The organism is Candidatus Amarolinea aalborgensis (assembly GCF_900491745.1).
GTDB lineage: Bacteria > Chloroflexota > Anaerolineae > SSC4 > Amarolineaceae > Amarolinea > Amarolinea aalborgensis.
Genome location: NZ_UETR01000014.1, coordinates 1 through 15,336 on the forward strand (window position 1 = coordinate 1; position 15,336 = coordinate 15,336).

Here is a 15,336-nt window from a genome sequence, read left to right on the forward strand (position 1 = left end):
CGCCGGAGGCGTGACCTACGGCGTGAGGCTTTTTTTCGTAGGTCCGGCCTCGTGGCCGGACGGCGCTGGACGCAGCAGAGCGTAATCTGTCGCAGAGAGCGTTGTCACGCCGGAGCCGTGACCTACGGCGTGACGTCTCTGCGTCTTGGCCTGAAATCCTGTTCCCATCAGGAGGGTTCATCATGCAGCAAGCGATTCTGACCGTGGATCTCGGCTTTGGCGATGCGGGCAAAGGCTCGATCGTGGATTACCTGGCGCGGCGCCACGACGCGCACACCGTGGTGCGCTACAACGGCGGCGCGCAGGCCGGACATCGCGTGGTGACGCCAGGCGCCGCGCCGCAGGAACACGTCTTTGCCCAGTTCGGCAGCGGCGCGCTGGCTGGCGCGGCGACCCATCTGTCGCGCTTCATGCTGCTCGACCCGCTGGCGATGCTGGTCGAAGCGCAGCATCTATGTGAACTGGGTGCGCCCGATCCGTTCGCCCACACCACGATTGACGCCGGCGCGCTGGTCATCACCCCGTTTCAGCGCGCCGCCAATCGGTTGAAAGAACTGGCGCGCGGACTTCGGCAAGCTCAGTCGAGCCGCGCTGGCCGCCACGGCAGCTGCGGCATGGGCATCGGCGAAACCCAGGCCGACTTCTTGTCTTTTGGCGAGCGCGTCTTGTTTGCCGGCGACCTGACCAAGCCCGCTGTGCTGCGCGAAAAGCTGGAATTCCTGCGCGCGGTCAACCTGGCCAAGGCGCCGGCCTTCCCATCGGATCTGGCCGGCAGCACGCTGATTGCGGCCGAATGGGAGATGCTGGCTGCCGCCGATTGGGCCGACTGGTTGCTGCCCGCCTACGCCGACTTCACGCGTCGCGCACAGGTCGTCCCCAGCGCCCATCTACACACGATTTTGCAACAACCTGGCGCGGTTATCTTCGAAGGCGCGCAGGGCGTGCTGCTGGACGAATGGCGCGGTTTCCACCCGCACACCACCTGGAGCACCACCACGTTGGCAAACGCCGATCGGCTGCTGGGCGAGGCCGGCTACGGCGGCCGCGTTGTGCGCCTGGGCATCACGCGCGCCTATGCCACGCGGCACGGCGCGGGGCCGCTGGTCAGCGAAGATGCTGGCCTGACGGCTGCGCTGCCCGACGCCGCGAACGGATTTGGCGCCTGGCAGCGCGACTTCCGCGTCGGCTGGCTTGACCTGGTCATGCTCCGCTACGCCCTGGATGTCGCCCGCCCGCTCGATGCCCTGGCGGTCACCTGCCTCGATCGGCTGATCGGACTGCCGGTGCTCCGGGTGTGCGATCATTACTGCGGCGGCGGCGCCCTCATCCAACGGCTGACCCCTGCGCCGGGCGGCCGCGATCTGGACTACCAGGCAGAGCTGACGCGGCTGCTCATGCGCTGCCAGCCCAGCCTGATTCCCGTGGATGGCGCACAAGCCTTACTCAGCCTGGTGCGCGCGGACTTGGGGATACCCATCAGCCTGGTTTCCTCCGGGCCAACCGCCGCGGATAAGCAAGGGATGGGAGAGATGTGGTAGATGGGCAAGCAGGCGAGATGCCTGCAGCCCACATTCATGATCGGTCAATTGGCGCACGCGCACTTTTGGGCTATAATCCGCCCCATGCCAACCAACGGACACAACGGAACGCGCATCATTTTTCTCTTCCTCGACGGCGTGGGCCTGGGCGCCGACGATCCATCCGTCAATCCGTTGGCGCGCGCCCACCTCCCCACCATCGCCGCGCTGTTGAACGGCGCGCCGCTCATCGCCTCCAGCGGCCAGGTGACGACCGCACACGCCTCCCTGACGCCGCTCGACGCCACGCTGGGCGTGCCCGGACGGCCGCAGAGCGCCACCGGCCAGGCTGTCCTGCTGACCGGCCGCAACGTGCCGCAAGAGGTGGGCGAACACTACGGGCCGCGGCCGCATCCCCCTGTGCGCACGATCGTGCAGGCTGGCACGCTGCTGAGCCAGGTGCGAGACGCGGGCAAACGCTTCATCTTCGTCAATGCCTATCCTCCCAACTATTTCGACGTGGTCAACCGCGGCAAACGCGTGCTGTCGGTGATGCCGCTGGCGGCGGTTTCGGCCGGGCAGACGCTCTTGACGCATACGGACCTGCTGGCGGGTCGTGGATTCTCGGCCGATTTTACCAACCAGGGCTGGCGCACGCACCTCGGCTTTGCGGATGCGCCGCTGCTGACGCCTGCGCAGGCCGGGCGCAACCTGGCCGCGCTGGGCCGAGTCTTCGATTTTGTCCTATTTGAGCATTGGCTGACCGATGTGCATGGGCATGGGCAGGAGATGGAAGCGGCTGTCGCCAATCTGGAGGCGTTCGATGGCTTCCTGGGCGGGCTCATCGAGGCGAGCGACCTGGCGCGCACGCTGATTGTAGTGACCAGCGATCATGGCAACGTCGAAGACCTGAGCGTGCGCCAGCACACCATGAACGCCGTGCCCGGCCTCTTCATCGGCGCCGGTCATGCCGCCATCGCTGCGCAGACGCACGACCTGACTGACGTGGCGCCGGCCCTGCGCCGCGCGCTGGCCCTGACGGCTTGATCTTTGCACTTTGACCTTTGCACTTCTGACCAACAGGTGGCTCTATGACAAACCAACTGAAAGTAGGCCTGCTTGTGGGCCGCGAACGTTCCTTTCCCGATGCCCTGATCGCCGAGATCAACCGGCGCGGCCAGGGGGTGACGGCTGAGTACGTCAGCGTCGGCGGCGTGACGATGGACGATCTCCTGGGCTATCGCGTGCTCGTGGATCGTATCTCGCACGATGTACCGTTCTACCAGCCGCTGCTCAAGTACGCCGCCCTGCAAGGCGCCTATGTCATCAACAACCCCTTCTGGCGCATCGCCGACGACAAGTTCTTCGGCACAGCGTTGGCGCACCGCCTGGGCGTGGCTGTTCCCAAGACGGCCGTGCTCCCCAACCACAGCCACGGCTCAGACGTTTCTAGCGAGAGCCTGCGCAACTTGATCTACCCGCTGGATTGGGAACGGATGGTCAACTACGTCGGCCTGCCCGCGATTCTCAAGCCTCACTGGGGCGGCGGCTGGCGCCATGTCCACCTGGTGCATGACCTGGAAGAGCTGTGGCGCGCGTATGACAGCAGCGGCCGCCTGACCATGATCGTGCAGGAGTTCATCCAGTGGGATCAGTACATTCGCTGCCTGTGCATTGGCCAGGACAACATTTTGCCATTGCGCTGGGACCCGACCCGTCCGCATTACGAACGCTACGCCGGCAGCCACCAACCGCTGGCGCCAGCACTGCTTGCACGCGTGGTGGCTGATGCCCGCGCATTGAACCAAGCCCTGGGCTATGACATGAACACGGTCGAGTTTGCCGTGCGCGACGGCATCCCCTACGCGATTGATTTCATGAATTCCGCGCCCGATTTCGACATCACCTCGCTCACGGTGGTCTACTTCGATTGGGTGGTCAACGCCATGGCAGACCTGGTTATCGCCAAGGCGCTGGGGCCAATCGGCGGGGCGACCATGCGTTGGGACGCGCTCTTGCGCGGCGAAAACGGCGCCTGAGGCACCGTTAGCGGTTTGGGGGCGATACAGTCGGAGAACAGCCCGACCTGCCAGGCTGAATTAGGAGGAAGACATGTCCGTGCAAGCAGCCATTGACCGTTGGCACGAGCTGTTGGCGGCCGACCCCCTGGGAACATGGGAACAGGTGCAGGCCGCGATGGCGGCCGATCGGCTCTATTTCGGCGCACGACCGGTCTGCTCGGTGCTGCGGCCGCACTTCCTCTCGCCGCGAGCCTACAGCTACCTGGTGGAGGTATCGCGCATCGTGCGCGGCGCGCTGGGCAAGGCCTACGATTATCTGTTGGCGCACGATGCTTTGCGCGCGCGCCTGGGCGTCAGCCGTCAGGAAGACGCGCTGCTCGCGCTGGAGCCCACGCGCGGCCCCGGCGACTACAGCGGCCGCCTGGATGCCTTTTATCTGGCAGATACGCTGCCAGAAGCCGGCCAGTACCCCACGCTCAACTTCGTCGAATACAACGCCGAAAGCCCCGGCGGCCTGGCCTTTGGCGAATCGCTCAGCGCCATCTTCCGCGACCTGCCGCTCTACCACCACTTCACGCAGTACTACCAGGTTGAATCCTTTGTCCCCCGCCCGCGCATCCTGGCTGAACTGCTGGCTGGCTACCGCGCCTGGGGCGGCCTGGGTAAGCCGCGTATTGCCATCGTGGACTGGCGCGGGGTGCGCACCTACCGCGAGTTCGAGCTGTGCCAGGACTACTTCCGCAGCCAGGGGTACGACGTAGGCATCTTTGACCCGGACGAGTTGGAGCAACGTCCCGACGGCCGCCTGGCCGCGGGCGACTTCGCCATTGACCTGGTCTACAAGCGCGTGGTCACGCTGGAGCTGCTGGCAAAGTACGGCACGGACCATCCGCTGATGCATGCCGTCGGCCAGCGCACCGTCTGCATGGTCAATTCCTTCAATGCCGTGCTGCTCTTCAACAAGGGCCTCTTCGCTCTGCTCAGCGACAGCGCCTTTCCACTCGACCTCAACCCTATCGAACGCCTGGTGATTCGGCGGCATGTGCCCTGGACGCGGCTGCTGGTGGATGGCCGCACGGACGTGGACGGCCAGGCCGTGGATTCGCTCTCCTACGCCATCGCCAATCAGGACAACCTGGTCATCAAGCCGACGAATGACTACGGCGGGCGCGGCGTCATCCTGGGCTGGGAGTGCGACCCGGCTGCCTGGCGCGTCGCGCTGACGGCTGGCCTGCAAACGCCCTCAATCCTACAGCGCCGCGTGCCGATACCGCAGGCGCTCTTTCCGAGCATCAGCGACGGACAACTTGACCTCTCGCCGCGCCTGGTGGATGTGGACCCTTATGTCTGGGGCTGTGCGGAGGTTGAAGGCGGCGGCGTCCGCCTCAGCACCAGCTCGCTGCTCAACGTCAGCGCGGGCGGCGGATCGGCCGCGCCGCTGTTTGTCGTCGAGCCGGTGAGCCGCGCATAGACGCGTAGAAGTCGGGTTTCTGCGCGCAACCCGACTTCTTGGTAGAGTCAAAGACTGAGTTTGGGTGAGAAACCGGCTTCTTAGCAGGTCAATCCCCAGTGCGCGGACACCGTCATGATGTCAATCACATCAATCACGCCGAATGGCGCCGCCACGTCGTAGGTTGGATCGTACAGCCCAGCGTTGCGCCACCGACTGGCCACGGCCGTGATGTCGAGCGTGTCCACCTGACCATTGTGATTGAAGTCATAGCAGACGCCTGGCGTCGCCGTCGGCGTCGGGGTGTTGGTGGGTGTGGGGGTTCGCGTCGGGGTGTTGGTAGGTGTAGGCGTACGCGTGGGTGTACTCGTCGGCGTCGGCGTCCGCGTGGGCGTATTGGTTGGCGTAGCCGTAGGCGGCGCCGTGACTGTGAAGCAGGCCGAGAACTCAGAGGTATAGTTGCTCGGATTGGTGGCCGTGGCGGCAACGATCTGCCCTGGCGTGACCGCTACCGGCAGGCTCGCCGTGAAACTGGCATTGCCGCTGGCGTCCGTCGTTATGTTCTGCGCGCCCAAGTACGTGCGCCCTTCGCCATTGCCTGAGGCGTCGCAGCTGGTATCGGAGAAGAACTCCAGGCGAAATGCACTGCTGGCCGTGCTGTTGAGCGTGCCCTGAATCGTGGTCGTGCCGCCGCCGCTGGTCGCCGACGTCAATAGCGGGTAGTTCTGCAAGCTGTTCGGCCCAGTGTCGCCGTCGCCGGGGTCGTTGGGCGTCACGCCATCGTTGTTCAAGTCAATCCCCAAGCCCGCATTGCCGTAGATCGAGTTGCCCAAGATGTCTGATTCCGCGCTGGTGATAGCCGAGATGCCGTCCGCGCCGTTGTTGGCAATGATATTCGCTTCCCCGGTCGCGGTCCCGCCAATCGTGGCCGGCACAGCGTCCTGCAAGTAAACGCCATGTTGACTGTTGCCCAGCGCGGCGCCTGCCGTGTTGAGGCCAATGTAGTTGCCTTGCACGCGCACGCGCGGCGAGTACGTCCCCGCCACGCGTGAAAAGAACCAGAAGCCATGGATCGCATTGCCGGAAACCAGATTGCGCGCGGCCGGCGTTACGCCGCCGATCAGAACGCCCTGCGTATCCTGCACGTAAACCCCATAATTATTGGGCAGAGCCGCAGCGCCCGTTACGTCGGCGCCCACATAGTTGCCTTCAACCACCGTGCCGCTGGCGTTCTTGTGCGTGATGATGATGCCAAAGCTGTTGCCAGACACCAGGTTGCAGGCGCCCGTGCACGCGCCGCCCGGCGTCACGCCCGTCGTACCGCCAATGTGGGTCCCGGCCGCGCCGTAAACCTGAATTCCGTACGCGTTGGCAATCGCCGCCGTGCCGGCCGGGTTGGTGCCGATGTAATTGCCAATGATCTGGTTGTTCTGCGTCAAGCCGTTGAGATCATAGCCCACGTAAATGCCAGGGCCAGGGCCGCCCGCGCCATTGCCAGAGATGATGTTGCGCGCCGCCGCAGTCGTGCCGCCAATGGTGTTGTCGTGCGCGCCGCCGTTGATGTAGATGCCGTTGCCGGGATTGCCAATGGCCGCGGTGCCGGCGGCGTTCAAGCCAATGTAGTTGCCCAGCACCTGGTTGTTGGCGGCGGCGCTGCCGTAAATCACCACACCACCGTTGTTGCCGGAGATGATATTGCGAGATCCGGCGCTGGCGCCGCCGATCGTATTGTTGGCGCCCCCTTCGATCCAGACGCCCGTCGAATTCCCGAGCGCGGCATTGCCCGCGGCATTGGCGCCGATATAATTGCCCACCACGGTATTCCCACCGGCTCCTTCCAGGAAGATACCGCGGTTGTTGGCAGAGATGACGTTGCCCGCGCCGGCCGCCGTGCCGCCAATCGTGATGCCGGTCTCAGTGTTGTCCAGGTAGACGCCGTGCTTCGAGCTGGTAAACCCGGCCGTGCCCGCGGCATTCAGGCCGATGAAATTCCCCTGTACGCTGATGGATGTGCTGCTGTTGGTCAGGGCGACGCCGTGATTGTCGTTGCCAGAGATGATGTTGCGCGCGGCGGCCGTTGTGCCGCCCAGGGTGACATTGGTCGTGTTGAACAGCCACACGCCATAGCCAGCATTGCCCAGGTCATTCGTTCCGGCGGCATCCAGGCCAATGGTGTTGCCCTGGATCGTCGTACCCGCAGCCTGCGCATAAGCCACGACGATGCCGCGACCGCCGTTGGCGGAAATGACATTCCCGGTAATCGTCGTATTGCCGGCGCGTTCCACGTGTACGCCGTTGATGTAATTGCCCAGCCCTGCCGCCCCGGTTGTATCCACGCCGATGTAGTTGCCGCGCACAGTGTTGCCCGTCGCCGCGGTGCCGGTAATGAAGACGCCGGAGCCAATCGAGCCGGTGTCGCCATTGGCCGAGATAGTGTTGCGCGCGGCCGCGGCCGCGCCGCCGATCGTGTTGCCGGGCGCGCCGTCCACCAGGACGCCGTGCAAGGCATTGCGCCGCGCCGACACCCCGCTCAGGTTGAGGCCGATGATGTTGCTCTGCACGATGTTGCCGGTCGCGCCGCTGCCGCGCAAGGTCACGCCGTCCTTGTTGAGACCGGAGATCAAGTTACATTCGCCGCTGCACGCGCCGCCCAGGGTGACGCCCGTCGTGCCGCCAACCGTATTGTTGGCCGCATTTTCGATCAACACGCCATCGCCGGTGTTGCCCAGGTACGCGCTGCCGTTGATGTCGGCGCCGATGCGGTTGCCCTTGACGGTATTGCCAGTGGCACTGCTGCCGGAAATGTAAACGCCCTGCTGCAGGTTGCTGGAGATCAGGTTGCCCGTAGTTCCCCAGATGCCGCCCACGATGTTGTTGGGCGCATTGACGATGCGCACGCCGCTCAGGCTGTTGCCCAGCGCGCTGTTCCCGGCCTGATTGAGACCGATGGTGTTGAAGATCACCTGGTTGCCGCTGGATAAGGTGCCCGTGATGAGCACGCCGTTCTGATCGTTGCCCGAAATGATGTTGTAGATGCCAACGCCCGGCGTGGAGGCGCCAACCACGTTGCCCGACGCATTGAGAACGATGACGCCATCCAGGGTGTTGCCCAAATCCACGGCGCCCGTCACATCCAGGCCGATATAGTTGCCCGCAACCACGTTGCCGGTCACATTGGCCGCTGTGCCGTTCAGCCCCACACCATACTGCTGATTGCCAGAAATGATGTTGCGGCCGGCCGCATACGCGCCGCCCACGGTGTTGTTAGCCGCACCGTTGAGGATGACGACGCCGCTGAAGAGGTTGCCCAGGTCGGCCGTGCCGTTGACATCTACGCCGATATAGTTGCCCAACACGGTATTCCCGGTCGAACCGGCGCCATTGAAATTGATGCCGTCAATGTTGTTGCCGCTGATGACATTGCGCAGATTGCTGGCCGCGCCGCCGATGGTGTTATTGGCGGAATTGGTCGCATAGATGCCGGTGTTGTTGCCGGCTGCGGCTGTACCCGCGCTGTTGGCGCCGATGGTGTTGCCGGTGATGGTGTTGCCGTCACCCGTGTCCAGGAAGATGCCGCGGCCGGCAAAGCGGTTGACGATCAACCCCTTGACCGTGCTGCCGCCGGCCGTGATCCACAGGCCGTGGCAAGGGCTGGTGGTGCAGCTTGCGCCGCTCAGCTCGATCAGCGGCGTCCCTGCGAACCCCGGCTGCGTCGTGCCATCCACGATCACAGGGTCCGTGATGGTGGGCAGAATCGTCAGCGGCGCAATGGTCTTGACTCCCGCGCCCGCGATGTTGAACGCAATCGTGTCCAATCCGGCCGCGCCGTTGGCCTGACCGATGGCCCAGCGCAGCGAGCCAACCCCGCTGTCTGCGGTATTCGTCACGGTAAACGTCGCGGCCGGCGCATTTTCGCCATCCAGGAGCCCGGCTGCGGCCGGCCGCGCCGCGGGGAACAAGGCCACGCTGATCACCAGCAACAGCCAAAACACGGGCCATCGCCCGGAATTTTTCGTCATTGTCGCACCTCGCCTTCTCGTCATCAAAGCACTCGACATGACCCCATCTTACGCAGCCATCGTAAAACTTTCGTAAAGGAACGCTAGAGATTAGGGATCAGAGATCAGAGACCGGTCGTACGGCGAGCGTTGTGTCGGTGCAAGCTTCAGACTTCGCTTACGATGCGCGTGGTGCATCTTCCACACAAGTCCGGTCTCCAATCTCCAATCTCCGGTCTCGGATCTCCGGTCTCTGACCCAACAACCACCCCCACAGCGCGTAGGCTCCGTGCACCCGTGGATAGGCCAGCAAGGCCCACCAACCGGCGCTGAGCTGCGGCGCCTGGTAAGGCCATGGGATGCTGAGCAGCAGGGCGGCGAGCGCCAACCAACCCCAGGCGCGTCGCCTCAGCCGCGCCGTCCAGGCCCACCAGGCCGCGATGAGCAGCGCGGGCAGGATAAGCGTGTAGTGATAGCCCTCGCCCAGCGGTGCGTTCGCGATCGCCAGGGATAGCAGCAGCGCCAGGCTTAACACCTGTCCGGCGTGGTCAGCCTTTAGTCTACGCTGACCGTACGCGGTCAGGATGAAGGTTGCAAGCTGTACGGCCAGGGTCAACCCGGCAGCCAGCGCAGGCAGATGAGCCACCGGCGCGGGACTGAAGGGCGGCGCGTAGACCAGCAGATGGCCGAACAAGCTGGTGATGGTCTGATAGCCGGCGCTGTAACGATCGGTCATGGTGAAGAGCAGCGGCATCTGGTTCAGATAAGCGCGCCAGGGAGCAAGGCCGAAATAGGGCAGTGTGAGCAAGGCCACCGCGGCGGCCGCGGCCGCGCCCCAGAGCAGCACGCGCTGCCGCCGCGGCTCGACTGAGCTCGCCGAAGTCGCCAGCCACAGCAAGGGCCACAGCCAGATCAGCGCGGTCTTGAAAATCAGAAGGAAGCCCAGCATGGCCCCGCCGACGGCGTCAGTGGTGCGGCGGGGCGGATGCTGCGCCAACGCCCACAGCGCCAGGCACAGCCAGAGCAGCAACCAGAGATAGACCTGTCCCTGGCGCAAATTATCATGCACCGGGTCAGACAACAGACACAAGGGCGCGATCCACAGGCCGACGCGCGCCGGCCACCGCACAGCCCGCGCCAGCAGCATCAGGCTGGCGACCAGGAAGACCAGACTGAGCAGCAGCCAAATCAGCCGCGCGACCGGATAGGGCAGCCAGACCAGCGGCGCCAGCAGCAGACTGCCCGGCGGCGGCTGGTTCTTGAACACCTCACGCACACCGGGCGCGGTCAACGCCGCCACCTGCGGGCCGTACCACGCTTCGTCATAGGCCAGGGGCAACTGCGCCGGCGTGTAGACGGCGATGTGGCCGACGGTGTAATAGCCGGCAAAGCCGTTGGTGTGCAATTGCGCCAGCGGCACTAGGACCGCCCCCGCGTATCCAATCAGCGCCAGCAAAGCCAGGCCTGTCGCAAGGTGCGCCAACCAGCGGCGTTCTCGTTGATCGTGCATGCAGCAGCCCTTTCAGGAAGTTTTGGTGATTGCGGAGGTGCTTGATCGCATGGCCCAGGGCAGCGCCAACCATAGGACCACCAGCGGCGTCACGTGCGTCAGCAGACGGTCAATCGAATTGAGGACGTGCTGCCAGTAGGGCTGGTAGTCCGAAAAGACAAACCCCAGGCTAACCAGGGCGATGTAGACGGCGGGCATGAGCAGCCACAGATCGGGCCAGGCCAGCCGACGCGCCGCGCCAGGCGCCTGTCCACGCGGCCAGATGGCCCGTCCCAACAGCAGCAGCGCGGCCAGCGGCCAGGCGTAGCTCACGCGCGCGCCGGCCAGCGCGGTCGCCGCCAGGCGCAGGATCGTCGGCAGCCGATTGGCATTGGCCTGCCACGCGGCCCAGGTCACGGGGACAAAGGCGTTGTTGGGCGCGGGATGGCCGCGCAGGAAAAGCTGCCACGGCGCGTTGATGACCAGCACAGCCAACAAGAGCGCGCCCAACGTCAGCCCTACGCGGCGATCTCCTGGCCGCGTCAACTTGACGATCAGAAGAGTCGAAACCAGCGCCAGCCACAGCAGCAGCCCCTCGTTTTTTGTCCACGGCAGCAGCCCGGCCGCCAGCGCGGCCACCCACAGCGCGCCGGCCCCTTCGCCTTGCAGCCAGGCCGCCAGGTAGAGCCCGGCCGCGGCGGCGAAGAGCGCCAGCGGCGCATCGCTGAGCACCGCGCCGGTCCAGGTTGCCAGGTTGGGCAGCATGGCGATGGCCGTCACGGTCGCCAGGACGATCAGACGCGAGGCGCCTCGCCGCTGCAAGGCCGCGGCGCAGAGGCCGAGGAGGGCAAGGTAATGAAGCACCGACAGCACACCCACCAGGCGGTCATCGGCCGCGCCCAGCCAGCCGTAGATCCAGGCCTGGTTCAGCGGGGCCAGCAGCGGGTAGTCCAGCAGGGTCACGGCGCGGGAGGGGTCGGCATACACCGCGGGCGACACGCCCCCATCCAGGAAAATAATGCGTGACTTCATGCCCCACGTGACCCAGCTGTCCCAGATGCGCAAGGGAGCGCCGCAGGCGGCCAGAGTGACTGAGGCGATCTGAAAGGCGAGCAAGGCCACAAGAAAAGCCGCGACGACGTGCGTCCACTGCAAGCGCCGCGGGGGGCGCGGGGGCGATTCCTGGCCGCGTGGGTGCTGCGTGTCAGGGAGTTCAAGGCGCCGGCGCAACCGCGCCCATCCCCGCCAGGTCAGAATGACGAGCGCCAAGAGTGTCAGCGCCTGCATTTGATTTTGAAGCGTCAAACCCAGGCGGTCGAGCGACCACATGGCGAGCGAGATCGCGCCGCTGCCGAGCGTCCAGGCCAGGGCCAGCATCTCCAGGCCGGTCGGACGATAGCCCAACCAGACCGCAACCTGCATAACGCCAAATCCAGTGAGCCAAATGACGACCAGGGCCAGCGGCAGCGCGGCGAGGTAAGGAATGTGTGTCCCCGACCGGTTGGCAGGCCGGGCTAATGGGCTTGGCGGGTCGGCCTCAACCGAGAGCAGGTAGCCCTGATCCCAGGACGCCAATTTGCGACCCCATGACAGATCGAGCGCCGGCGCGCCGGGCGGCTGAAAGACCAGGATGTGCGTTACCTGGCGCTCACGCGCGACGGTTTGCACGGCCGGCGCGGTCAGCGGGGCGGAAATCCACCAGCGTGACTCCCAGGAGCCGTCCGCGGGCGCCGGCGCCAGCCACCAGACGCTGCGCGGCGCCAGGAAGTAGAGCGCGCGGTGGAAAAACGTGTATTCGAGGCGGCGGACGTCGCGACCGCGGGTGACCAACAACACGGAGGCGTCGCGTGGCAGCGCGGCATCGGCATCTCGCAACAGGTCATAGGGTACATCGCCGAGCAGGATGCGATACTGGGCGTCCGGTTGATTCCAGAAGCGCAGCAGCGGGAAGACAGGGCGCACCAGCAGCCTGAATTGCGCCGGCTGATTGAACAGGCCGCTGAGCAGGACGAGCGCCAGGGCCAGGCCAGACCAGGTTGCGAGCCGCCTGGGCTTGACGCGCGCCAGAAATCGCGCCAGCGGCTTCATGGCTGCACCCAGTAGATGTCAAGCGCGCCGTAGGTGGCATCCTCGATGGACGCGGCCAAGCGGCCGTTGTGCTGCGCCAACCAGGCGGTCAGGGCGGCCTCCTGGTCACGATGGTGCGTGAAGTAGTCGCGCAGATGCGCGTCGAGCAGGATGACATCAGGCGCCACGCGGCTAAGCGCCGCGTCGAACGTGAGCGGCGGTGAGGTGTAAGCCGGATCGGTCCACAAGATGGGTACGGCAAACGAACGGTAATCGTAGTCTTCCAGGCCCAACCAGTAGTTGTGCAGACCGAGAACTTGTGAGCCGGGGGGCAGCCAACGGCGCACCTGCTGGATGAAGGCGGGATAGGGCGTTGTCCCGGCCGCGGCGGTTTCGAGCGCGGCCAGCCGCGTGACACCTTCGAACACGGCGGCGAGCAGCAGCGCCGCCAGCAGCCACCGCATGGCCCGCAGGCCCGGCCGTGCCCTCGTCAGCCGATCCCACAAGGTTACGCCGCCCCAGGCGAGCGCCAGGCACCAGACCGGCGTGAAGAGCACCAGGTAGTTGGACAGCTTGAGGAAGATCAGCAGCGCCATCAGCGCGGGCAAGAGCACGGTGGGCAGCAGCAGCGCGCGCGCCGCGGCGTCATGCCGGGCGCGCCGCGTCAAAACCAAAACGACCATTGGCAGGCCAAGCAGGTGCACCCACGCGCCGACGCGCGCCAGGCGAGGGAGTAGATCATCTGGCAGCCAGAGCGCGTAGCGCAGCGGCTCCTGGCGCAGATTGGTGAGGTACCACTGCCAGTCGAACAGTTGAAATCGCTCGCCGTAAAAACTGGTCTGCCCACGCCAGGCAGGTAGATCGGTGAACACATACGGCAGGTAAAGCAGCCAGGGAATGAGGAAGCCGGCCAGCAGCCCCGCAGCGGCGACCCTGTGTGGTCGCCCCTGCCGACCGGGCAACGGCAGCCAGAAAGCCAGAATCACCAGCGCCGGCAGCCAAAACGCGCCGTAGAGATGGCCCAGGCTGGCGAGGGCGGTCAGCGCGCCGGCGAGCAGATAGCCGAAGACCGCGCGACGCCCCACGGCTGGCCGCTTGACTGCCGTGCGCCAGAAGACATACCAGGCGGCCAGGCCAAAAACCGGCACGGTCATGTCATAGCGGGCGATGCGCGCCGTATCCAGGAGCGGAATGCCGGTGACGCGAAAGGGGCCAGCGCCGTTGAGCCGCAGGAACAAGAGGAACAGGAGCGCCAGCAGATCCACACGGCGATTGCGAAAGAGGGCTTGCGCCATCGTCGCGGTCAGCGCCAGCGTCAGCAGGCCCAGAGCCACCGGCTCCAGGCGGGTTTGCAGCAGGCCGATGCCGGCCGTGCGGTAGATGGCGGCGAGCAGGAGCGGGTGCAGCGGCAGGTAGCCGTAGTAACGCCGATCCATGTCGTAAAGCCCGGCAAACAGGTCGCTGCCAAAAACGCCGGATGTGGCCAGCTTCCAGCCAGTGGAGGCCTGCCAGGGTTCATCCTCGTACACGGGCGGCACCACGGTCAGATGGCGTAGTGAAATCAGCCAGAAAGCGAGCAGGAGAACAACCAGGGCGGCTCGCCTGATCCCTGGGGAAGTGGCCGCGGTCATGCGGCCTCGTGGGGCCGGGAGCCCGATCTGCGCAGATGCAAGGATTGGTAGATGGCAAGGGCCTGGCGTCCCACCGCAGGAACGCTCAAGTGGGCCCCGAAGAACTCGCGCACGGCCGCGATCTGCGGCGCCAACGGCTGCTGCGCGCATGCGACCAGGGCTGCGGCAAAGGCGTGGGCATCGCCGGGCGGCCAGAGGGCGCCCAGCGCGCCGTTGGCGGTCAGCACACGGAATGAAGGAATGTCGGTCACGATGGGTACGGCGCCGCAGGCCAGGGCATCCAACAGTGCGTAGCCGGTGCTCTCATGATGACTGCCCTGCACGAAAAAGTCGGCGCTGTTGAAGTGCGCCTCGATGTCAGCGCGCGGTAGGGCGCCGAGGAGCTTGACCGCGCCGGCAAGGGCCGGGCGCTGAGCCAGGCAAGCCTGCACTTCTGGCAGCAGGTCGGCAAAACGAAAGGCCATGTAGAGGCGTGCGGCGGGCAGCTGCGCCAGCGCAAGCTCGAAACCGTGCAGGATGGTCAACGGATCTTTGTTGGCGTCCAGGTTGCCGGCCCAGAAGAGAATAGGGTCGCCTGCCATGCCGGTTATCGCGCGAGCTGCGGCCCGCGGCTGGGTGTGAAAATCGCTCGTGCCTTCCATAATCTGAAAAATGGGCTGGCCGGGTCGAATCATGCCGGCCGCCTGCCAGGGCTGCGCCAGGGCGAACGCCGTAAAGAGGAATCCATCACACGAGCGCAGCGCCAGGCGCTGAGCCGCGCCGCGGAGGCCCGTCCACGGCCGTTCGGCGTGGTGCTGAACGACCACGGCGCAGGCGCGCGGTAAGCGTTGGCGCAAGGCCCAGGTTTGCAGGGGAAACAACAGGCCATTGATATGGACAACATCCGGCCGCGCCTCTGTCACGGCGTCGTGCAAACGGCGCGGGGTCTGCCAGGCGCGCGGGTGAGGGCCGAGACCATCATTGACGAAGCGATAGGTCACGCCCTGGCGCTGCCGTTGCGCGTCCAGCGTGAATGCCTGTACCACCGTGACCTGCGCGCCCGCCCGCGCCAGTCCGTCCGCCCAACTGACCAGGCTGAAATAGCGATCGAGCAGCGCGTCCGGGTCTTTCAAGTCAGGCGCGCAGGCGTAGTTCACGATGGCGATGTGAGTCACAACCGCAGG

At 65.5% G+C, this 15,336-nt stretch carries 9 protein-coding genes; 4 read left to right on the forward strand and 5 right to left on the reverse strand.

All coding sequences use genetic code 11. The features are described 5' to 3' along the window. The first annotated feature begins 182 nt into the window (after positions 1-182). The 4 genes from ACPQ6D_RS16135 to ACPQ6D_RS16150 all read left to right on the forward strand — a co-directional run bounded on the left by ACPQ6D_RS16135 (position 183) and on the right by ACPQ6D_RS16150 (position 5,009). Positions 183-1,538 carry an adenylosuccinate synthetase gene (locus ACPQ6D_RS16135; RefSeq protein ID WP_423225375.1) on the forward strand — a complete coding sequence of 452 codons (1,356 nt, stop codon included), beginning with the start codon at positions 183-185 and terminating at the stop codon, positions 1,536-1,538. Between the two features lie 84 nt (positions 1,539-1,622). Further along, a complete protein-coding gene (locus ACPQ6D_RS16140) occupies positions 1,623-2,564 on the forward strand; it encodes a hypothetical protein (protein ID WP_423225376.1) in 942 nt (313 codons plus the stop codon). 44 nt (positions 2,565-2,608) lie between these two features. Further along, on the forward strand, positions 2,609-3,556 hold the full coding sequence (locus ACPQ6D_RS16145) for an ATP-grasp domain-containing protein (protein WP_423225377.1): 948 nt from the start codon (positions 2,609-2,611) through the stop codon (positions 3,554-3,556). Between the two features lie 73 nt (positions 3,557-3,629). Then, on the forward strand, positions 3,630-5,009 hold the full coding sequence (locus ACPQ6D_RS16150; protein ID WP_423225378.1) for a hypothetical protein: 1,380 nt from the start codon (positions 3,630-3,632) through the stop codon (positions 5,007-5,009). A gap of 80 nt (positions 5,010-5,089) precedes the next feature. On the opposite strand, the gene ACPQ6D_RS16155 is transcribed toward ACPQ6D_RS16150, so the two are convergent. From ACPQ6D_RS16155 to ACPQ6D_RS16175, 5 genes are all read right to left on the reverse strand, one after another. Beyond that, a complete protein-coding gene (locus ACPQ6D_RS16155; RefSeq protein WP_423225379.1) occupies positions 5,090-9,007 on the reverse strand; it encodes a beta strand repeat-containing protein in 3,918 nt (1,305 codons plus the stop codon). 157 nt (positions 9,008-9,164) lie between these two features. After that, positions 9,165-10,496 carry a glycosyltransferase family 87 protein gene (locus ACPQ6D_RS16160; protein WP_423225380.1) on the reverse strand — a complete coding sequence of 444 codons (1,332 nt, stop codon included), beginning with the start codon at positions 10,494-10,496 and terminating at the stop codon, positions 9,165-9,167. Positions 10,497-10,508: 12 nt separating this feature from the next. After that, positions 10,509-12,563, reverse strand: a complete 2,055-nt coding sequence (locus ACPQ6D_RS16165) for a hypothetical protein (RefSeq protein WP_423225381.1) — start codon at positions 12,561-12,563, stop codon at positions 10,509-10,511. Then, a complete protein-coding gene (locus tag ACPQ6D_RS16170) occupies positions 12,560-14,173 on the reverse strand; it encodes a hypothetical protein (protein WP_423225382.1) in 1,614 nt (537 codons plus the stop codon). Before ACPQ6D_RS16170 ends, ACPQ6D_RS16165 begins: the two co-directional genes overlap by 4 nt. Further along, positions 14,170-15,327 (reverse strand): glycosyltransferase family 4 protein, encoded by a 1,158-nt coding sequence (locus tag ACPQ6D_RS16175; RefSeq protein ID WP_423225383.1) that lies wholly within the window; start codon positions 15,325-15,327, stop codon positions 14,170-14,172. Before ACPQ6D_RS16175 ends, ACPQ6D_RS16170 begins: the two co-directional genes overlap by 4 nt. Positions 15,328-15,336: the final 9 nt, after the last annotated feature.